At 67.3% G+C, this 19,898-nt stretch carries 20 protein-coding genes; 10 read left to right on the top strand and 10 right to left on the bottom strand.

Annotated elements, in window-relative coordinates:
• The 4 genes from ACWPXE_RS14180 to ACWPXE_RS14165 are packed head-to-tail and all read left to right on the top strand — an operon-like array spanning nucleotide 1 to nucleotide 3,850.
• Nucleotides 1–1,200: a vWA domain-containing protein gene (locus ACWPXE_RS14180; protein WP_454018355.1), complete on the top strand. Its 1,200-nt coding sequence runs from the start codon at nucleotides 1–3 to the stop codon at nucleotides 1,198–1,200.
• A complete protein-coding gene (locus tag ACWPXE_RS14175) occupies nucleotides 1,197–1,511 on the top strand; it encodes an XdhC family protein (RefSeq protein WP_035673760.1) in 315 nt (104 codons plus the stop codon). Before ACWPXE_RS14180 ends, ACWPXE_RS14175 begins: the two co-directional genes overlap by 4 nt.
• Complete coding sequence (locus ACWPXE_RS14170) at nucleotides 1,508–2,224, top strand: XdhC family protein (protein ID WP_454018354.1); 717 nt, start codon at nucleotides 1,508–1,510, stop codon at nucleotides 2,222–2,224. Before ACWPXE_RS14175 ends, ACWPXE_RS14170 begins: the two co-directional genes overlap by 4 nt.
• A 15-nt stretch (nucleotides 2,225–2,239) precedes the next feature.
• Nucleotides 2,240–3,850 carry an NTP transferase domain-containing protein gene (locus ACWPXE_RS14165; protein WP_454018353.1) on the top strand — a complete coding sequence of 537 codons (1,611 nt, stop codon included), beginning with the start codon at nucleotides 2,240–2,242 and terminating at the stop codon, nucleotides 3,848–3,850.
• Nucleotides 3,851–3,852: 2 nt separating this feature from the next.
• Here the strand turns inward: ACWPXE_RS14165 and ACWPXE_RS14160 are convergent, their stop codons facing one another.
• On the bottom strand, nucleotides 3,853–4,566 hold the full coding sequence (locus tag ACWPXE_RS14160; RefSeq protein WP_454018352.1) for a type 1 glutamine amidotransferase: 714 nt from the start codon (nucleotides 4,564–4,566) through the stop codon (nucleotides 3,853–3,855).
• 166 nt (nucleotides 4,567–4,732) lie between these two features.
• On the opposite strand from ACWPXE_RS14160, the gene ACWPXE_RS14155 reads away from it, so the two are divergent.
• Nucleotides 4,733–6,250 (top strand): bifunctional metallophosphatase/5'-nucleotidase, encoded by a 1,518-nt coding sequence (locus tag ACWPXE_RS14155; protein ID WP_454018351.1) that lies wholly within the window; start codon nucleotides 4,733–4,735, stop codon nucleotides 6,248–6,250.
• A gap of 79 nt (nucleotides 6,251–6,329) precedes the next feature.
• On the opposite strand, the gene ACWPXE_RS14150 is transcribed toward ACWPXE_RS14155, so the two are convergent.
• Nucleotides 6,330–6,896 (bottom strand): phasin family protein, encoded by a 567-nt coding sequence (locus ACWPXE_RS14150; RefSeq protein ID WP_237903608.1) that lies wholly within the window; start codon nucleotides 6,894–6,896, stop codon nucleotides 6,330–6,332.
• Between the two features lie 365 nt (nucleotides 6,897–7,261).
• On the opposite strand from ACWPXE_RS14150, the gene ald reads away from it, so the two are divergent.
• On the top strand, nucleotides 7,262–8,380 hold the full coding sequence (ald, locus tag ACWPXE_RS14145) for an alanine dehydrogenase (RefSeq protein WP_454018350.1): 1,119 nt from the start codon (nucleotides 7,262–7,264) through the stop codon (nucleotides 8,378–8,380).
• Between the two features lie 50 nt (nucleotides 8,381–8,430).
• Here ald and ACWPXE_RS14140 read toward each other — a convergent pair whose 3' ends face one another.
• The 8 genes from ACWPXE_RS14140 to ACWPXE_RS14105 all read right to left on the bottom strand — a co-directional run bounded on the left by ACWPXE_RS14140 (nucleotide 8,431) and on the right by ACWPXE_RS14105 (nucleotide 16,147).
• A complete protein-coding gene (locus tag ACWPXE_RS14140) occupies nucleotides 8,431–9,108 on the bottom strand; it encodes an L-2-amino-thiazoline-4-carboxylic acid hydrolase (RefSeq protein WP_454018349.1) in 678 nt (225 codons plus the stop codon).
• Between the two features lie 39 nt (nucleotides 9,109–9,147).
• On the bottom strand, nucleotides 9,148–10,131 hold the full coding sequence (locus ACWPXE_RS14135; RefSeq protein ID WP_454018348.1) for a branched-chain amino acid ABC transporter permease: 984 nt from the start codon (nucleotides 10,129–10,131) through the stop codon (nucleotides 9,148–9,150).
• A gap of 3 nt (nucleotides 10,132–10,134) precedes the next feature.
• Nucleotides 10,135–11,022, bottom strand: coding sequence for a branched-chain amino acid ABC transporter permease (locus ACWPXE_RS14130; RefSeq protein WP_149165824.1), 888 nt, complete (start codon nucleotides 11,020–11,022; stop codon nucleotides 10,135–10,137).
• Nucleotides 11,023–11,129: 107 nt separating this feature from the next.
• On the bottom strand, nucleotides 11,130–12,344 hold the full coding sequence (locus ACWPXE_RS14125; protein WP_454018347.1) for an ABC transporter substrate-binding protein: 1,215 nt from the start codon (nucleotides 12,342–12,344) through the stop codon (nucleotides 11,130–11,132).
• A gap of 43 nt (nucleotides 12,345–12,387) precedes the next feature.
• Entirely contained in the window at nucleotides 12,388–13,110 is a 723-nt protein-coding gene (locus ACWPXE_RS14120) for an ABC transporter ATP-binding protein (protein WP_454018346.1), read from the bottom strand.
• On the bottom strand, nucleotides 13,103–13,858 hold the full coding sequence (locus ACWPXE_RS14115) for an ABC transporter ATP-binding protein (RefSeq protein WP_454018345.1): 756 nt from the start codon (nucleotides 13,856–13,858) through the stop codon (nucleotides 13,103–13,105). The genes ACWPXE_RS14120 and ACWPXE_RS14115 overlap by 8 nt, the downstream gene beginning before the upstream one ends.
• Nucleotides 13,859–14,188: 330 nt before the next feature.
• Nucleotides 14,189–14,662: a MarR family winged helix-turn-helix transcriptional regulator gene (locus tag ACWPXE_RS14110; protein WP_014240398.1), complete on the bottom strand. Its 474-nt coding sequence runs from the start codon at nucleotides 14,660–14,662 to the stop codon at nucleotides 14,189–14,191.
• 408 nt (nucleotides 14,663–15,070) lie between these two features.
• A complete protein-coding gene (locus tag ACWPXE_RS14105) occupies nucleotides 15,071–16,147 on the bottom strand; it encodes an enoyl-CoA hydratase/isomerase family protein (protein WP_454018344.1) in 1,077 nt (358 codons plus the stop codon).
• A 167-nt stretch (nucleotides 16,148–16,314) separates the two neighbouring features.
• On the opposite strand from ACWPXE_RS14105, the gene ACWPXE_RS14100 reads away from it, so the two are divergent.
• From ACWPXE_RS14100 to ACWPXE_RS14085, 4 genes are all read left to right on the top strand, one after another.
• Entirely contained in the window at nucleotides 16,315–17,295 is a 981-nt protein-coding gene (locus ACWPXE_RS14100; RefSeq protein WP_454018343.1) for a diacylglycerol/lipid kinase family protein, read from the top strand.
• Nucleotides 17,296–17,320: 25 nt separating this feature from the next.
• Nucleotides 17,321–18,169 (top strand): metallophosphoesterase family protein, encoded by an 849-nt coding sequence (locus ACWPXE_RS14095; protein ID WP_237903618.1) that lies wholly within the window; start codon nucleotides 17,321–17,323, stop codon nucleotides 18,167–18,169.
• Nucleotides 18,170–18,232: 63 nt separating this feature from the next.
• Nucleotides 18,233–19,246 carry a porphobilinogen synthase gene (gene hemB / locus ACWPXE_RS14090; protein WP_035673731.1) on the top strand — a complete coding sequence of 338 codons (1,014 nt, stop codon included), beginning with the start codon at nucleotides 18,233–18,235 and terminating at the stop codon, nucleotides 19,244–19,246.
• A 91-nt stretch (nucleotides 19,247–19,337) separates the two neighbouring features.
• The gene (locus ACWPXE_RS14085) at nucleotides 19,338–19,889 is read left to right on the top strand and encodes a YbhB/YbcL family Raf kinase inhibitor-like protein (RefSeq protein WP_454018342.1); all 552 of its coding nucleotides are present in this window, start codon (nucleotides 19,338–19,340) and stop codon (nucleotides 19,887–19,889) included.
• The last annotated feature ends 9 nt before the right edge of the window (nucleotides 19,890–19,898 follow it).

Here is a 19,898-nt window from a genome sequence, read left to right as displayed (position 1 = left end):
ATGCAGGGCGGCCTCGCCATCAACCTGATGCATTTCGCCCGGGCGCTGCGGGCGGCGGGGCTGCCGGTCGGGCCGGGCAAGCTGCTCCAGGCCGTCGAGGCGGTGGAGGCGGTGGGGATCGCCAACCGGGCGGATTTCTATTGGGCGCTGTACGCCGTCTTCGTGAACCGGCGCGACCAGCGGGAGGTCTTCGACCAAGCATTCCACGTCTTCTGGCGCAACCCGGACATCCTAAAGCGGATGATGGGGATGATGCTGCCGACCATCCGCACGGAGTCGCCGGACACTCAGGACCCGCTGTCCCGCCGCGTCGCCGACGCGCTGCGAGGCACCGCGCCGGAGGCCGAGGGGCCCGAGAAGTCGGAGATCGAGGTGGACGCCGCCTTCACCGTTTCGGCCCAGGAACGGTTGCAGGAGAAGGATTTCGAGAAAATGTCGGCGGCGGAGATGGCCGAGGCCAAGCGGATGCTCGCCCGCATCGCCCTGCCGGTGGCCGAGGTGACGACCCGCCGCCACCGCCCCGACCCGCGGGGGCCGCGCGTGGACCCACGGGCGACGCTGCGGCGGATGCTGCGCTCCGGCGGGGACTTGGCCGATCTGGCGCGGCGCAGCCGCCGCACGCGCCCACCGCCGCTGGTGGTGCTGTGCGACATCTCCGGCTCCATGACGCGCTATTCGCGGATGCTGCTGCATTTCATGCACGCGCTCAGCAACGACCGCGACCGCGTGCACAGCTTCGTCTTCGGCACCCGCCTGACCAACATCACCCGCCATCTGCGGCACAAGGACGTGGACGTGGCGCTGGACGCCGTGTCGGCGGCGGTGGCGGACTGGTCAGGCGGGACGCGCATCGGGACGGCGCTGCACGCCTTCAACCGGACCTGGGCGCGGCGGGTCCTGGGCCAGGGGGCGGTGGTTCTGCTCATCACCGACGGGCTGGACCGGGATGCCGGCGAGGGGCTTGCGGTGGAGGCCGAACGGCTGCACAAGAGCTGCCGCCGTCTGGTCTGGCTGAACCCGCTCTTGCGGTGGGAGGGGTTCGCACCAAAATCCAGCGGTATCCGGGCCCTGTTGCCGCATGTGGACGACTTCCGCCCGGTGCACAACCTGAACAGTCTGGCCGGGCTCGCCGACGCATTGAACCGCGACGGGCCGCGACGGGCCGAAAGCCTGCGCAAGTGGCTGAAGGAGGCCGCATGAAGGACGATATTCTGGAGCAGGCCGCAGGCTGGCGCGCGGAGGGCCGAAAAGTGGCCCTGGCGACGGTGGTCGCCACCTGGGGGTCCTCCCCCCGCCCGGTGGGCAGCCAAATGGCGGTGGACGACGCCGGTTCGATGATTGGCTCCGTCTCCGGCGGCTGCATCGAGGGGGCCGTGGTGCACGAGGCGCGCAAGACCATGGAGGATGGCGAGCCCCGGATGATCTCGTTCGGGGTCAGCAACGAAATGGCCTGGGAGGTCGGGCTGGCCTGCGGCGGCCGGGTGCAGGTCTATGTCGAGGCCGTGGAATGAAGCGCGACATCACCGAACGGCTGCTGGCCGCCCGCAAGGCCGGGCGTCCCGTGGCCCTGGTCACCGACCTCGGCACCGGTCTGCAGACTCTCGTCTACGAGGACGCCGTCCACGGCGGCTTCGGGCTGGAGGACGACCTTTTGGAGGAGGTGCGGGAGCGGCTGCGCCAGGATCGTTCCGGCCTCGTCAGCGATTTGGAGGAGGAGGAGGACGGCGTCCAACTGTTCGTCCAGACCCACAACCCGCCGCTGCGCCTGCTGGTGGTCGGCGCTGTGCACATCGCCCAGGCGCTGGCCCCCCTCGCCGCGCTGACCGGCTACGCCGTCACGGTGATCGACCCGCGCGGCTCCTTCGCCACGGAATCGCGCTTCCCCGGCGTTTCCCTGCACGACGCCTGGCCGGACGAGGCGCTGTCCGCTCTGGCGATCGACAACCGCACCGCCGTGGTGACCCTGACCCACGACCCCAAGCTGGACGACCCGGCGCTGCTGGTGGCGCTGCGCTCCCCGGCCTTCTACGTCGGGTCCCTCGGCAGCAAGCGCACCCACGCCAAGCGGCTGGAACGGCTGAAGGAACGGGGCATGACCGACGCGGAGCTGGCGCGCATCCATGCCCCGGTCGGGCTGGACATCGGCGCCGTGACCCCGGCGGAGATCGCCCTATCGGTCATGGCCCAGATCACCGCCGTACGGCGCAAGGCCGGCGCGGCCTGACAGGAGTTCATCACCATGTTTTTCGGCCCGCTGCCCTTGCGGGAGCTGGAGGGCGCCATTCTGGCGCATTCGGTCCGCCGCGGCTCCGTCAGCTTCAAGAAGGGCCGCGTCCTCAGCGCCGAGGACGTGACGGCGCTGCGCGACGCCGGCCTTACCACGGTGACCGTCGCCAAGCCCGGTCCTGACGACGTGGGCGAGGACGCCGCCGCCGCCCGCATCGCCGCCGCCCTGAAGGGGCAGGAGATCACCGTCGGCGCCGCCTTCACCGGGCGCGTCAACCTGTTCGCCGAATCGCGCGGCCTGTTCGTTCCGGATATCGAACGGATCAACGCGCTGAACCTCATCGACGAAAGCGTAACGGTCGCCACCCTGCCCGCCTTCGCGCCGGTCGAGCCCGGCCAGATGGTCGCCACGGTCAAGATTATCCCCTTCGCCGCCCCCCGCGGCGCGGTGGAGGGGGCGGAGGTCGAGGCGTCCGCCGGGGTGCCGGCTCTGCGCGTCGCCCCCTTCCGTCCGCTGACCGCCGCGCTGATCCAGACCCGCCTGCCCGGCGTGAAGGACAGCGTCCTCGACAAAACCGTGACCGTGACGCGGCAACGTCTGGAGGCGATGGGCGGGCGGCTGGTCCGCGATTCGCGCTGCTACCACGGCGAGGCGGCGCTCGCCGACGCCATCGCGGCGGCGGGGCGCGTCGATCTGCTGCTGATCGCTGGTGCCTCGGCCATCACCGACCGGCGCGACGTGCTGCCGGCGGGCATCGAGCGGGCGGGCGGCGTGATCGAGCATTTCGGCATGCCGGTCGATCCCGGCAACCTGCTGCTGCTGGCCCGCATCGGCGAAACGCCGGTGCTCGGCCTGCCCGGCTGCGCGCGGTCGCCCAAACTGAACGGCTTCGACTGGGTGCTCCAGCGCATCGCCGCCGGCATTCCGGTGACGCGGGCCGACGTGATGCGCATGGGGGTGGGCGGCCTTCTGGCTGAAATCCCCAGCCGTCCCTTGCCCCGCGCCGGCGCCGCTGCGGTGGAGCCGCCCCGCGCGCCGCGCATCGCCGCGCTGGTGCTGGCCGCCGGGCGGTCGAGCCGGATGGGCGGCAGCAACAAGCTGCTCGCCGACGTCGGCGGGGAGCCGTTGGTCGTCCGCACGGTCGAATCGGTGCTGGCCTCGCAGGCCAAGCCGGTGGTGGTGGTGACCGGCCACATGGCGGAGGCGGTGTCCGCCCCGCTGGCCGGTCGGCCGCTGACCATCGTCCACAACCCGTCCTTCGCCGACGGGCTCAGCGCCTCGCTGCGCGCCGGGCTGGCCGCCCTGCCGGCGGATATCGACGGTGTGGTGGTGTGCCTCGGCGACATGCCGCGCGTCACGCCGCAGGCCATCGACCGGCTGATCGCCGCCTACAACCCGCTGGAGGGCCGGACCGTCTGCGTCCCGACCGTCCATGGCAAGCGCGGCAACCCGGTCCTGTGGGACCGCGGCTTCTTCGCGGAGATGGCGAAGCTCTCCGGCGACGCCGGGGCCAAGGCCCTGCTGGCCACCCACGCCGATCAGGTGGTCGAGGTGCCGGTGGAGGACGGCGGCATCCTCTACGACGTGGACACGCCGGACCTGCTGGCGGAGCTTCGCGGGTAAGGTCAGGCGGCCCGTTCGATCACCAGATCCAGCCAGCGGCGGGAGATCGTCCGGGCGACCGTCCCGGCGGCGGGCAGGTGCCGCTCCAGCGCCGCGTCCAGCCCGTCGAGGACGGCCCGGTTGCGCTCCCGCGAGTCGACGCCGAACTTCTCGGCCCAGCCGCGGACGATGGCGGCGTCGGCCTCCGGGTGGAACTGGAAGGCGTAGAGGTTGCGACCGAGCCGGAAGGCCTGACGCATGCAGGCGTCGCTCCAGGCCAGCGGCACGGCGCCCTCGGGAAACTCGAAGGTGTCGTAGTGCCACTGCACCATGTGCAGTTCCGGCGCCAGCCCACCGAGCAGTGGATCGTCCAAAGCGGCGTTGAACAGCCGGACTGCGCCCACGCCGATCTCCGCCACCGAATGGCGGTAGACACGGGCGCCGAAGGCACGGGCGGCCAACTGCGCGCCCAGGCAGATGCCCATCACCGGGCGCTCCTCCGCCGCGAAGGCGCGGATCAACTCCATGACCTGCGGAAAGTGCGGCCCCTGCCCATCGTTCCAGGCGTCCTGCGGTCCGCCGAGAACCAGCAGCCCGTGATAGCCCTCCGGCGTGGCGGGGAGCGCTTCCCCTTCGTCCGCGGCGACGGTGACCAGCGTCGCGCCGAACTCGGTCAGCGCGTCCCCGACGAGTCCGGCGGGGGCGTTTCGGTTGTTCTGAACGACCAGGATGCGCATCGAGGGGCCACGTCGGTGAAAGCGGATGCCCCGTTCATGAGCGGCGGGGGCAGCGAAATCAAAGCGAAATCAAGCGGTGCAAGGCGGCTATGCGCCGCGTCGCGGGACAGCGTACAGTGCGAGGACGCGAAGGAAGCCTTTCAACTTCCCCAGGGAGACGAGATCGATGCTGACCCGGATTCGCACGCTGGCGGGGGCCGCCGCTCTTGCCGGCACCTTGCTTTTCCCGACACTCGCCGCCGCGCAGAACGGCACCGTGACCTTCCTGCACTTCAACGACATCTACGAGATTTCCCCGGTGAAGGGTCGCGGCGGCTTCGCCCCGCTGGCGACGGTGCTGAAGGCGGAGCGGGAGCGCAGCGCCGGAGCGCTGACCACGGTGGGCGGCGATTTCCTCTCTCCCTCCCTGCTCTCCGGAACAATGCAGGGGGCGCAGATGCCCGACCTGTTCAACGCCATGGGCGTGGACGTCGTCGGCTTCGGGAATCACGAGTTCGACTTCGGCACGGAGGTGCTGAAGGCCCGCATCGCCGAATCGAGGTTCCCCTGGATCGGCACCAACATCGCCGGTCCGGACGGCCAGCCGCTTCCTGGCTCGGTCGCCACCTGGACGAAGACGGTCGGCGACGTCAAGGTCGGCTTCCTGGGCATCCTGACCCCGGAAACCGCGCATCTGTCCAGTGGAGGGGCGGAGGCCACCTTCACCAACGTGCAGGCCGCCGCGGCCCTGGCGGTGAAGGCGCTGCGCGACGAGGGGGCGAACGTCGTCGTGGCGCTGACCCACCAGACCATCACGGAGGACCGTGATCTGGCCGTCAAGGTGAAGGGCATCGACCTGCTGCTGGGCGGCCACGACCACGACCCGATCAGCTTCTACGAAGGATCGACCCTGATCCTGAAGGCCGGGGCGGACGGCCATTATCTCGGCGTCATCGATCTGGCGGTCAGCACCAAAGCGACCGACAAGGGGCCGGCGACCACCGTCGCTCCCGCCGGCTGGCGCTTCGTCAGCACCGCCGGAGTGGCCCCGGACGCGGAGGTCGGAGCGCTGGTCAAACGCTACACCGACCAGCTCGACACCACGCTGGCCGGGGTGATCGGGCGGACGGAAACCGACCTGGACAGCCGCAAGGACGTCGTCCGTTCGCAGGAGACGACGATGGGCAACCTGATCGCCGACGCGCTGCGCGACGGGCTGAAGGCCGACGTCGCCATCACCAACGGCGGCGGCATCCGCGCCGACACGCTGCACCCGGCAGGCAGTTCGCTGACCCGCAAGGACATCTTCGCGGAGATGCCCTTCGGCAACGTCGCCGTGCTGACGCTGCTGTCCGGCGCCGATATTCTGGCCGCGCTGGAGCATGGCGTGTCGAAGGTGGAGGACAAGGCCGGGCGCTTCCCCCAGGTGTCGGGCCTGACCTTCACCTATGACCCGAAGCTGCCGTCGGGCACACGCGTGACCGGCGTGACGGTGGGCGGCCAGCCGCTCGACCCCGCCCGGACCTACCGCGTGGCGACCAACGACTACATGCTGAAGGGCGGCGACGGCTACGCCGCGCTGACCCGCGGCCGGACGGTGGTGGATGCCTCCGGCGCCGTGCTGATGGCGACGATGGTCATGGATTACGTGGAGGCGAAGAAGACGGTCGCCCCGAAGGTCGAAGGCCGCATCGTCGCGAAGTGACCCGCGCGCGCACAAAAAAGAACGCCCCTGGACCGACTGGTCCGGGGGCGCAAGGCCAGGATGGATCGTTGGTGAAGCGTCAGGCGCTGCGGCGAACGTGGCGCGCGGCCCCTTCGGCCCGCGCGTTCAGCCGCCGCACCGCGTCGTTCGCGGTTTTTGCCGACAGCTCCGACACCTTGACGCTGCGGTTCAGCAGAAGTTCCATCTCGTCTTTGACCATGCTGCTCTGCGCGGCGTAGAGGTCTTGGACCGACCGGCTGCGCATCATCGCGTTGATGCCTTCCGCGTTGCGGGCCATGGCCTCCTGGGCGAAGCCCATCCATTCGCGCATGATGGACTGCATCCCGTCCATCAGCACGGACCCGCACTGCGTCATGACGTCCATATTCTCGCGGGCCTGCTGGGCGACCTCGCCCTGGGCTTGTGCGGACAGGCCCATCATGCGGTTGAGTTGATCGGAGGTCTGGCCGGCGACCTGGCCGGCCACCTGGGTCGCCTTTCCCATCATGTCGCTGGCCGTATCGGCGCCGCGCTGGGTCGTTTCCGCGGCGGTTTCCGCCATGCGGCGGGTGGTGTCCTCGGCAACATTCCGGCCTTTGGCGGCGGTGTCGCGCGCGATGGTCTGCGCGTCTTTCTCTGAAGCCATCTGCCTTGCTCCTGGTTTCGTTCCGTCCGAATCGGACGCTCCCCCCACTTTTCTTGAGTGCCGCGATTTTTGTGCAGTGCGACACAAACATCCATATACCATGGCGCCGAATAATAGTTCCACAACTCTAAAAACTAACCTTACCTACTTTTTTGCGGATACAGAGAAGTCTGTGCCAAGGTTTATTGAATAGAGTTTCATATAAAATTTCATGGAGTGTTTTAATTGATCCAAAGAAAATCACCAAGCAGCACGGCAAGTGAGATGCGGATGGCCGGAACACACCCCAAATTCTGAGGTAAGAAACCCTGAGCCGGCGCGCTGCCCGTCCTGGTCCGGCACCGGCCCACCCGCGGAGGATGCCCATGCTCATCGGCGTGCCGACGGAAATCAAAAACCATGAATACCGCGTCGGATTGACCCCGGCTTCGGTCCGCGAACTGGTTCATCACGGTCACCGCGTGCTGATTCAGACAGGAGCCGGCGCCGCCATCGGGCTGGACGACGAGCACTATGAAGCCGCCGGGGCGGAGATCGTACCGGACGCCGCAACCGTCTTCGCCCGCGCGGACATGGTGGTGAAGGTGAAGGAACCCCAGCCGCAGGAATGCGCGATGCTGCGCCGGGGGCAGATCCTGTTCACCTATCTGCACCTCGCCCCCGATCCGAACCAGACCAAGCTGCTGCTGGAATCCGGAGCCGTCGCCATCGCCTACGAGACGGTGACGGATTCCCGCGGCGGCCTGCCGCTCCTGGCGCCGATGAGCGAGGTGGCCGGCCGCATGTCGGTGCAGGCCGGCGCCCATTGCCTGGAGAAGGCTCAGGGCGGGCGCGGCGTCCTGCTCGGCGGCGTGCCCGGCGTTCCGGCTGCCAAGGTGGTGGTGCTGGGCGGCGGCGTGGTCGGCACCAACGCCGCCCGCATGGCCATGGGGCTGGAGGCGAAGGTCATCGTCATCGACAAGTCGCTGCCCCGGCTGAAGGAGTTGGATCTGCAGTTCGGCGCGAAGCTTCAGACGCTCTATTCGACCGTCGACACGATCGAGGAGCATGTGCTCGACGCCGACCTCGTCATCGGCGCGGTTCTCGTGCCGGGGGCCGAGGCACCGAAGCTGGTGACCAAGGCGATGGTGGAGCGGATGCGGCGGGGCGCCGTGGTGGTGGACGTCGCCATCGACCAGGGCGGCTGCTTCGAGACCTCGCACCCGACCACCCACGCAGAGCCGACCTATCTGGTGGACGGGGTGGTCCATTACTGTGTCGCCAACATGCCGGGGGCGGTCGCGCGCACCTCGACCTTCGCGCTGAACAACGCCACCCTGCCCTTCACGCTGGCGCTCGCCAACCGGGGGTACCGCGCGGCGCTGGCGCGCGACCCGCACCTGCGCGCCGGGCTGAACATCCACGCCGGGGCGATCACCTGCAAGGCGGTTGCCGACGCCCAGGGGCTGGGTTACCAGCCGGCGGAGGAGGCCCTGCGGCTTTAATTCCGTTCCCGGAGGGGGCGACCGTTATCGCCCCCTCCGAAAGCGGGCATTCAGGCCAATCGGAGCCGCGAGAATCGGAAATCGCAGTGGCTGGCGCCGCCGGCCAGGGTTTGCGTTCTTTCCAGATGGATGCCGCGCGTCGCGTAGGCGTCGAAATCGAGACCGCAGATGTTTGGCAGAAGGTCCTTGTCGCCATGGCGGGCCGCGAACTTGCAGAAACCGCAGGCTTTGTAGTTGATGCCGAACTCGAAACGGTCTCCTGGACCCGGCTCGACGAAGTCGTAGACGAAATCTTCGGGAAACTGCTCCTGACGGCTTTTCTCCGCCTGTTCACGGAGAAACGCCTGATTTTCTGGTGACATGAATTGACGCCCCGAGGCGAGGCGTTCCGCTTCGGGCACGGTAAGCAGCTGGGCCTTGTAGGTGTCCCGCTCAATGTCGCCGATCACGGACAGCGGCACGCCGTGCCGCCGGAGCACCCGGCTGATGGCCATGAAGCCCAGGAGACGCATGAAGAAGTCGCTCATGCGACTGTCCGTGCCCCCGACATAGGGCATTTGCGTGAGCACGATGGCGAACTCGTCCATCACCTCCCTCTTGATTCCATCAACGCTGGATGGATGAAGGTGCTCGCCCAACATCGCTTCGGCAAGATCGAGGCGATGGCGCATGGCGGCCTCCATCGCGCTGCGATGATTCTCGTAAAATGGATGGACGGCCTCAACCATTCGGTGCTCCCAAATAAAGAATTGCAATTTTCTTCTGGCTCACGGGCGTTTTTCGGCGAAGCGGGCAGCGATCTCCCCGACGATGCCGCGGCGGAACAGCAGCACGCAGGCGACGAAGATCACGCCGATCACCACCGGCACCGGCAGGTTGCTCGCCGCCAGATAATTCTCCAGCGTCACCACCAGCGCCGCCCCGACCACCGGGCCGAACAGCGTTCCGATGCCGCCCAGCAGGGTCATCAGCACCACCGCGCCGGACATCTGCCACTGCACGTCGGTCAGCGTGGCGAGTTGGAAGACAATCGCCTTAGTGCCGCCGGCCAGACCGGCCAGCGCCGCGGACAGGACGAAGGCCATCAGCTTGTAATGATCAGTGCGATAGCCGAGCGAGATGGCGCGCGGCTCGTTCTCGCGAATCGCCTTCAGGACCTGCCCGAAGGGCGAATGGACGGTGCGCCAGATCACCACGAAGCCGAACAGGAAGACCGCCAACACCGTGTAGTACATCGACATCGATTGGCTGAGGTCGATCACCCCGAACAGATGCCCGCGCGGCACCGCCTGGATGCCGTCCTCGCCGCCCGTGAACTTGAACTGCAGCGCCATGAAGAAGACCATTTGCGACAGGGCCAGCGTGATCATGGCGAAGTAGATGCCCTGCCGCCGAATCGCCAGCGCGCCGAAGGCCAGCCCGAGCGTTGCGGAGAAGGCCGTTCCCAGCAGGATGCCGAGTTCCGGCGGAAGCCCCCAGACCTTCACCGTGTGGGCGGTGATGTAGGCCGCGCCGCCGAAGAAGGCGGCATGGCCGAAGCTCAGCAGACCGGCGAAGCCGATCAGCAGGTTGAAGGCGCAGGCGAACAGCGCGAAGCACAGCACCTTCATCACGAAGACGGGGTACAGCACGTAGGGCGCGGCAATCAGGACCAGCAGCAGCACGGCCAGGGCCAGCAGACCCGGCATGGCCGGTCGCCCGGTGGCGGAAGCCGCGGTGTCGCGGCGGACGGCGTGGATCTCGGTCGCCATGGGTCACCTCTCCCGCCCGAACAGGCCGGCGGGCTTGATCAGCAGCACCACGGCCATGATGACGAAGACGACGATGTTGGACGCCTCCGGATAGAACACCTTCGTCAGACCTTCCAACAGGCCCAGACCGTATCCGGTCAGCACCGCCCCCAGAATCGACCCCATGCCGCCGATCACCACCACGGCGAAGACGACGATGATGAGGTTGGAGCCCATCAGCGGCGACACCTGATAGATCGGGGCGGCCAGCACGCCGGCCAGCCCGGCCAGAGCGACGCCGAAGCCATAGGTGGCCGTGATCATCAGCGGCACATTGATGCCGAAGGCCTGGACCAGCACCGGATTCTCGGTTGCGGCGCGCAGGTAGGCGCCGAGCTTCGTCCGCTCGATGGCGTACCAGGTGGCGAGGCAAACGACCAGCGAGGCGACGACGACCCAGCCGCGGTAGTTGGGCAGGAACATGAATCCAAGATTCTGCCCGCCACGCAGCAGGTCGGGGATCGGGTAGGGCTGGCCCGACACGCCATAGAAATGGCGGAAAATCCCCTCCACGATCAGCGCGAGGCCGAAGGTCAGCAGCAGCCCGTAGAGATGGTCGAGTTTGTAGAGGCGGCTGAGCAGCGTCTTTTCCAAAAGCACGCCGAAGGCACCGACCACCAGCGGCGCCAGCAGCAGCGCCCACCAATAGCCGATCCCCGCCGTGGTCAGCAGCAGCCACGCCACGAACGCTCCCAGCATGTAAAGGGCGCCGTGGGCGAAGTTGATGACGTTGAGCATGCCGAAGATGACCGCCAGCCCGAGGCTAAGCAGCGCGTAGAAGGACCCGTTGATCAGCCCCAGCAGAAGCTGCCCGAACAGCGCCTGGGGCGGGATGCCGAAGATGGTGGACATGTGTGGTTCGCCTCCGGCCGTTCTCCGACCGTTCTGCGCGGCGGGTGATCGCCCCGGCCCCAGGCCCCGCGCGATGGCGGGAAACCGGGCGCCAGGGCGGGCGGGGATCAGCCCGGCAGCTTGCAGCCGCTTTCCGCCAGGGTGGCGAAGGCCTCGTCGCCGGGGATGGTGCGGATGATCTCGTAGTAATCCCACGGCCCCTTGGACTCGCTGGGCTTCTTCACGCGGGCCAGATACATGTCGTGGACCATCCGCCCGTTCGGCAGGATCTTGCCGTTCTTGGCGAACATGTCGTTGACCGGCATCTCCTTCATCTTGGCGGCGACGGTCGGCCCGTCGTCGGTCCCCGCCGCCTCGATGGCCTTCAAGTAGTGCTTCACCGAGGAGTAGCTGCCGGCCTGCACCATGGTCGGCATCTTGCCGGTCTTCGCCTTGTACTTCTCCGACCAGGCGCGCTTCTCGTCGTCCATGTCCCAGTAGAAGCCGGTGGTCAGGACGAGGTCCTGGGCGACCTGGAGGCCCAGCGCGTGCACGTCCGACAGGAAGATCAGCAGCCCGGCCAGCTTCTGCTGCCCGTTCTGCGTCAGCCCGAACTCCGACGCCTGCTTGATCGAGGTGATGGTGTCGCCACCGGCGTTGGCGAGGCCGATGACCTGCGCGCCCGACGACTGCGCCTGCAGCAGGAAGGAGGAGAAGTCCGCCGTGTTCAGCGGTGCGCGCACAGCGCCGACGACCGTACCGCCGGCCTTCTTCACCTGCGCTGCCGTGTCGGTTTCGAGCTGGTGGCCGAAGGCGTAGTCGGCGGTCAGGAAGAACCAGCTCTTGCCGCCCTCCTTCACAATGGCCTGACCGGTGCCGACGGCCAGCGCGCGAGTGTCGTAGGCCCAGTGGAAGCCGGTGGGCGAGCAGGCGTCGCCGGTCAGGCGCGAGGTCGCCGGCCCCTGCATCAGGAAGATCTTCTTCTTCTCGCGCGTCACCTCCTGCACCGCCAGGGCGACGCCGGAGTTCGGCACGTCGACGATGACGTCCACCCCGTCGCGGTCGATCCATTCGCGGGAGAGGTTGGAGCCGATGTCCGGCTTGTTCTGGTGGTCGGCCGAGACGACTTCGATGGGCTTGCCAAGAATCTTGCCGCCCACCTCCTCGACCGCCATGCGGACGGCGACCGCCGAGCCCTCGCCGCCCAAATCGGCGTAGAGGCCGGAGCGGTCGTTGAGGACGCCGATCTTCACGACGTCTCCGGAGATCTTGCCCTGCTGGGCCTGCGCGGAACCGACGGCCAGCGCGGCAAGCGCCGCTCCGGCAAGCAGACGTGCAATCATTCCATTCCTCCCCGTTCGAATTCGAGCGTTTCTGCTTGTTGATTCAGACACCCAGATACGTGTGCAGCTTCTCCATGTTGGCGGCGAGCTGGTTGTTCGGGATCATGTCCACCACATGACCTTCCTCCATCATGTAATGGCGATCGGCGATGGTGGCGGCGAAGCGGAAGTTCTGCTCCACCATCAGGACGGTGAAGCCGCGCTGCTTCAGCTTGCGGACGGCCACCCCGATCTGCTCGATGATCACCGGGGCCAGCCCTTCCGTCGGCTCGTCGAGAAGGATCATGGTGGCGCCTGTGCGCAGGATGCGCGCAATGGCCAGCATCTGCTGCTCCCCACCCGACAGGCGGGTGCCCTGGGTCGTACCCCGGCCCTGCAGGTTGGGGAACAGCTCGTAGATCTGCTGGACCGTCATGCCGCCGTCCTTCACGACCGGCGGCAGCGTCAGGTTTTCCTCGACGTTCAGCGAGGCGAAGATCCCGCGCTCCTCCGGCACATAGCCAATGCCGAGGCGCGGAATCTTGTGCGGCGCCATGCCGATCAGTTCCTGCCCCTGGAAACGGATGGCGCCGGTGCGCCGGCCGACAATGCCCATGATGGAACGCATGGTGGTCGTCTTGCCGGCGCCGTTGCGGCCCAGCAGCGTCACCACCTCGCCCTGGCGGACCTCCAGGTTCACGCCGTGCAGGACGTGGCTTTCACCGTAGAAGGCGTGGAGATCGGAGACCTCCAACATCGCGGTCTTCACCGTTGCGCCGTCAGGCATGACCGCTCCCCATATAGGCTTCCCGAACCTTCGGGTGACGCGACACCTCGGCGTAGGGGCCTTCGGCCAGGATCTCGCCGCGGGCCAGGACGGTGATCCAGTCCGACAGGTTGGCGACCACCGACAGGTTGTGCTCGACCATCAGGATCGTGCGATTGGCCGAGACCCGCTTGATCAGCGCGGCGATGCGGTCGATGTCCTCGTGCCCCATGCCGGCCATCGGCTCGTCGAGCAGCAGCATTTCCGGCTCCAGGGCGAGCGTCGTGGCGATCTCCAGCGCGCGCTTGCGGCCATAGGGAAGCTCTGCCGCCGGCCGGTGGGCGTAGCCGGTCAGCCCGACATCCTCCAGCAGTTCCATCGCCCGCCCGTTCAGACGGTCGAGCACCGATTCCGATTTCCAGAAGTGGAAGGAGTTGCCGAGCGGCCGTTGCAGCCCGACGCGCACATTCTCCAGAACCGACAGATGCGGGAACACCGCCGAAATCTGGAAGGAGCGGATGATGCCCAGGCGCGCCACGTCCGCCGGCTTCACCGCGGTGATGTCGCGCCCGTTGAACAGGATGTTCCCATTGCTGGGTTGAAGAAACTTGGTGAGCAGATTGAAAACGGTCGTTTTTCCGGCCCCGTTGGGACCGATCAGCGCATGGATGGACCCCCGTTTCACCCGCAGGCTGACGTCGCGGACGGCGACGAAGCCCCGGAATTCCTTGGTCAGTCCGCGCGTCTCCAGAATGACGTCACTTGCCATATCCTCCCCATTTCCTGTTTTCAGCAGCCTTCCGCGAGACCGTCTGTTGTTTGGTTCAGGTTAGCAGCAATCTGTCACACGTACAGCTTACGGAAAGAACTTAATCCCGTCCATCCGGAAGCATCGAAGGTGTGACAAAGCGTGGCCGGACGGCAGAACCGTCGGCAAAAGGGGGCCGTGGGAGGCCAAACGGGGGCATGAAAAAAGCGGCCACGCAGGGCCGCACACCGACTCGCGGCACGCCCCCGGACTTGAAACCGGAAGCGTGCCTTTCTCTTTCGACGCAGGAGCCGGAAACCGCGGTACCGATACGACTCAGGCGGTCGTGGATCAGGCCGCCGAGGTCAGCGGAAAGCCGCTGTAGTCAAGCGACGCGGACCAGAAGCGTTCGAGCTTGCGCAGGGTCTCGTTCGCCTTGACCAGCTCCTCGTCGCTGAAGCCGGCCTTCTCCAGCGCCGTCAGGTGGCGCTCGAACATGCGGCTGATCTTCTCGCGGAGATCGAGGCCCTTCTCCGACAGGCGGACGCGCACCGACCGGCGGTCGTGCGGCGAACGCTCCTGCCCGAGATAGCCGTTCTCGACCATCTTCTTCACGTTGTAGGACACGTTGGAGCCGAGATAGTAGCCGCGCGCCGTCAGTTCGCCGACGGTCATCTCGTCTTCGCCGATGTTGTACAGGATCAGGCTCTGGACGTTGTTGATGTCCTGGATACCGAGCCGGTCAAGCTCGGTCTTCAGCACCTCGAGAAAGTGGCGGTGAAGCCGTTCGATCAAGAGGATGCTTTCATAATAGGGTTTGCGCACCGCGGTCTCCTTTGGCTCGTACCGGACATGGGCCGACCTGTGGCCTTTCCGGGGTCCTTAAGGGGAGATTAACCGATCATTGTCCGGCAATCACCTCAATAATGCCCCAAAAGCACAGCCCGGGTTGTAGAACAGCCTGGCTCTGCGGAATACCCCCGTCCTGCCGTGCCAAGCCCCGTCGCGTGCCAGGAGGTGCCTGGAATCCAGGCACCCCGGCGGCGTTCCCCCCGGCGAACCGGGCAGCAAGCCGACCCGTCCCATCCGACCCCCGACAACAACCGTCAGGCAACAACAACGGTCAGGTTTGAGACAAGTCCCGCAAGGATTTCCCCGATACTAACGCAGAAACGCGCGGAATGTGCCCGCATCCGTGCACGTTCAGAGTGCAATAAAGGGGGGCGGTCCTCTTCATTCGGTAAAGCGCAAATCCCCGCCAACGGGTTCGGCGAAGTAACCGGCCACCTCTTCAGCCGTCACTTCGCTCAGAGAAGCGGGCGACCAGCGCGGATTCCGGTCCTTGTCGACCAGCGCCGCGCGGATGCCTTCGTAGACATCGTGGCGGGCGAGGAAGGCGAGGCTGAGGCGAAGCTCCTGGATCATGCAGCCGTCGAAGTCCAGCTTGGCGCCGCGGCGCAGCGCCTCCAGCGTCACCTTCAGGCTGGTCGGCGATACGCGATTCAGCGTGGCGAGCTGGCCAGCCGCCCATTCCGTGCCTTCGGCCTCCAGAGCGGCGACGATGGCCTCCACGCCATCATGGGCGTAGCAGCGGTCGATGGCCGCGCGGTTGGCGGCGACCGGCGGTTCGCCGGCTTCCTCGCGATGGCGCGCAACCGCCTCGTCGGCCGGCACGGCGTCGGCCAGCTCGGCGATCAGGGACTCCAGCTTGGCGCTGGGCACGAAGGCGTCGGCGGCGCCGACCTCGATCATGTCGGCCGCCTTCAGACGGTCGCCGGTCAGGCCCAGCCAGATGCCGACCTGTCCGGGCAGGCGCGGCAGGAAATAGGTGCCACCGACGTCCGGGTAGAGGCCGATGCCCGTCTCCGGCATGGCGAACATCGTCCGCTCGGTCACGATCCGGTGGGAACCGTGAACCGACAGGCCGACGCCGCCGCCCATGCTGATGCCGTCGATCAGCGCGACATAGGGCTTCGGGCAGGTGTGGATCAGGCGATTGAGGACATACTCCTCGCTGAAGAAGGCGCGAATGGACGCGCCGTCGTCCTGCCCCGCCTTGGCGGCCTTGCCCGTCTCGTACAGGTTCACCACGTCGCCGCCAGCGCAGAAGGCTTTCTCTCCCGCGCCCTGCACGACGATGGTCTTGACCTCGGGATCGGCGATCCAGGCGCGCAACTGCGGATCGAACAGGCGGATCATGCCCAGCGTCAGGGCGTTCAGCGCCTTCGGGCGGTTCAGCGTCACCAGCCCGATGGAGCCGCGGCGTTCGAAAAGGATCTCGGCGAACTGGATCTCGGCAGGGTCGCTCATGGTTCCGGTCGTTTCCATTTGTTCGTTTGTGGGGCGAATTGATCGGTTTCGGGCGATGATACGGGCGGCGGGCGGCGTGTCAAACCGCGGTTTCGCAGCGCAGCGTCGCGGAACACCGCCCCCGCCTCAGCCGTTGCCGCACCCACAGTCATGAGCGGGACAGTTCCATGATGGCAGCCTCAGCAGCGCAAGCGTCACGTCGGGAGGGAGCGGGCCGCAAGACGGCCATCATCCTCAACCGGTCCGCGGGAACGCTGGCCGGACAGCCGATCGACGATACGGTGGCGGCGATCCGCAGCGCCTTCGAGCGGCACGGGGCGGAGGTGTCGCTGACCGCGGTGGAGCCGGCCGACTGCGCATCGGAAATCCGCAAGGCAATCGACTCCGACGCGGAGCTGGTCATCGTGGGCGGCGGCGACGGGACCATCCACACCGCGGTCAACATGATCCTGCCCACCGGCAAGATCCTGGGCATCCTGCCGCTCGGCACCATGAACCTGCTGGCGCGCGATCTGAAAACCCCGCTGGACCTCGACGAGGCGTACGAGGCCCTGGCCGCCGGCGATGTGAGCAGCATCGACGTGGCGGAGGTGAACGGCGAGGTCTACCTGAACAGCTCCGTCCTCGGCTTCTATCCCCAGGTGGTGCAGGAGCGCGAGGAGAAGCGCAAGCGGCACCGACTTTTGAAATGGCCGGCGATGGCGCTCGCCATGGTCCGCACCTTCCGCCGCCTGCCCCTGCTCGACGTGCGGATCGATTGGGGCGAGGGGCCGCGCCGCGTGCGCACTCCGATTCTGGTTGTCTCCAACAACCCCTTCGACGGCGAGGCGGGCAGCATGCTCCTGCGCCGCGACCGTCTCGATTCCGGCAAGCTCGGCGTCTATGTGGCGCGGCAGCGCGACCCCTGGGGGCTGCTGCGGCTGATGGGCCGCACCATGCTCGGAACTTGGCAGCAGGATGAGGAGTTGGAAACGCTGACGGCCACGCAACTGACGGTGCACAGCCGGCGGCGGCGGCTGAAGATGGTCAACGACGGTGAAATCCTGCAGATGGAACCGCCGCTGAACTACCGCATCCGTCCCAAGGCGCTGAAGGTCCTGCTGCCCAAGGCGGCGCCCGAAGGCGACGGCACGGCGGACGGCGCGTGACGGGAATGACTGCCGGGGAGGTGTCGTGAAGAAGCTCGCCCACATCTCGGACCTGCATTTCGGGCGGATCGACCCGCTGGTGGTCGACGGCCTGCTGGCCGACCTGACGGTGGCGCAGCCCGACCTGATCGTCATCTCCGGCGATCTGGTCCAGCGCGCCAAGGCCCGCCATTTCCTGGAGGCGCGGGCCTTCCTGGAGAAGCTGCCCTTCCCCTATCTGGTCGTGCCGGGCAACCACGACATCCCGGTCTACAACGTGGTGCGCCGATTCCTCGACCCGTTCGGCAACTACAAGCGCTACATCACCACCGACCTCAGCCCCTTCCACATCGATTCGGAAATCGCCGTGCTGGGGATCAACACGGCGCGCTCGGTCATCACCGACTTTTCCGAGGGGCGCATGAACAAGGCGCAGATCAAGCGCGTGCGCGAGGTGTTCTGCGAGGTGCCGGACACCGTCTTCAAGGTGCTGTTCACCCACCACCCCTTCCTGCCGCCGCCCGACGCGCCGAAGACGAAGCTGGTCGGGCGGCACAAGCTGGCCCTGCCGGCGCTGGAAAGCTGCGGGGTCGACCTGCTGCTGGCCGGGCACCTGCACCGCGCCTATTCCGGCGACATCATGACCCACCACACCCAGGTGGCGCGCTCCATCCTGGTCGCCCAGGCCTCCACCGCGACCTCCACACGCCTGCGCAACGAGGCCAACGCCTACAACCTCATCGCCATCGAACCGCCGCGCGTCACCTTCGAGGTGCGGTCCTGGGAGGGAGCGGCCTTCACCGGCGGCCTCGTCTCGCAATGGCGCAAGGACGGGCACCGCTGGGTCATGGAGATGCAGGACTCGGGATTCAGACCTGTGAGCGGTGCGGCTTGAGTCGCGGCGGCCATGCGGCGTAGGATCGCGCCGCAAGTTTTAAGAGCACATCAGGTCCCCCGCATGTCCGCTTCGCATTTCCGGTCCCCGGCGTCCTTCCCGCGCACCCGGCTTCGCCGCAATCGCGCCGACGCCTGGACCCGCCGCCTCGTCGCCGAAAACCGCCTGACCGTGGACGACCTGATCTGGCCGGTCTTCGTCATCGAGGGGCAGAATCAGCGGGTGCCCGTGGCCTCCATGCCCGGCGTGGAGCGGCTGACCATCGACCTGCTGACCGAAGCGGTGGCCGCGGCCGGCGATCTCGGCATCCCCTGCGTCGCCCTGTTCCCGGTCGTCGGCGCCGAAGGCAAGTCGGAGGACGCGGCGGAGGCCTACCGCCCCGACAACCTGATGAACCGCGCCATCCGCGCGCTGAAGGCCGCGGTGCCGCATGTCGGCATCCTGGGCGACGTGGCGCTCGACCCCTACACCACCCACGGCCACGACGGGCTGATGCGCGACGGCTACATCCAGAACGACGAGACGGTCGAGGTGTTGGCCCGGCAGGCGCTGTCTCAGGCCGACGCCGGCGTGGACATCGTCGCCCCGTCGGACATGATGGACGGCCGCATCGGCCTGATCCGCGACCGGCTGGACAGCCATGGGCATGAGTTGGTGCGGCTGTGCTCCTACGCCGCCAAATACGCCTCGGCCTTCTACGGCCCGTTCCGCGACGCGGTGAATTCCGGCGGCTTCCTGAAGGGTGACAAGAAGACCTACCAGATGAACCCCGCCAACACCGACGAGGCCCTGCACGAGGTCGCCCTCGACCTGCAGGAAGGGGCGGACATGGTGATGGTGAAGCCGGGCCTGCCCTATCTGGACGTCATCCGTCGGGTGAAGGACACCTTCGCGGTTCCGACCTTCGCCTATCACGTCTCCGGCGAATACGCGATGCTGCGCGCCGCCGCGCAGAACGGCTGGCTGGATTACGACAAGGCTCTGCTGGAGACCCTGACCGGCTTCAAGCGCGCCGGCTGCGACGCCATCCTGACCTACGGCGCCGTGGACGCGGCGCGGCGGTTGAGGGAAGGCTGAGCCGTTCGGGCTCGTCTTTGGGCTGTTCGGGCGCACGGGTGTGCGGACGCTTTTATAGCATGTGGCCATCGCCGACCGATGGAGTTTCCCCATGCACAATCGTTCCGCTCTCCTGCTCGCCGCCATCCTTGCCATGGGCGCCGCCCCGGCCACCGCTTTCGAGCTGACCAGCCCCGACATCAAGGACGGGGCACCTCTGGGCGAGCGGCATGTCTTCGCCGGCTTCGGCTGCACAGGGGAAAATCTCTCGCCAGCGTTGGCCTGGAAGGACGCACCGGCCGGCACACGCAGCTTCGCTGTCACCGCCTACGACCCCGACGCGCCGACAGGCAGCGGCTGGTGGCATTGGATCGTCTTTAACCTTCCCGCCACCACCCTGCGGCTTTCGGCCGGGGCCGGAAATCCGGACACGGGATTGCTTCCGGCCGGAGCGTTGCAAAGCCGCACCGACTTCGGCACGCCGGGCTACGGCGGTGCCTGTCCGCCGGTCGGCGACACACCACACCGCTACGTCTTCACCGTCCACGCATTGAAGACGGACAGCCTTCCGCTCGACGCGAACTCGTCGGGCGCCATGGTCGGCTTTCTACTGAACGCGAACCGCCTGGAAAAGGCCACGCTGACCGCGCGCTACGGTCGATGAGCGTGCGGA

It is taken from the genome of Azospirillum sp. Marseille-Q6669, from assembly GCF_965111635.1.
Note: the sequence above shows the minus strand (reverse complement) of the source record. Positions and strands in the feature narration are given on the sequence as shown.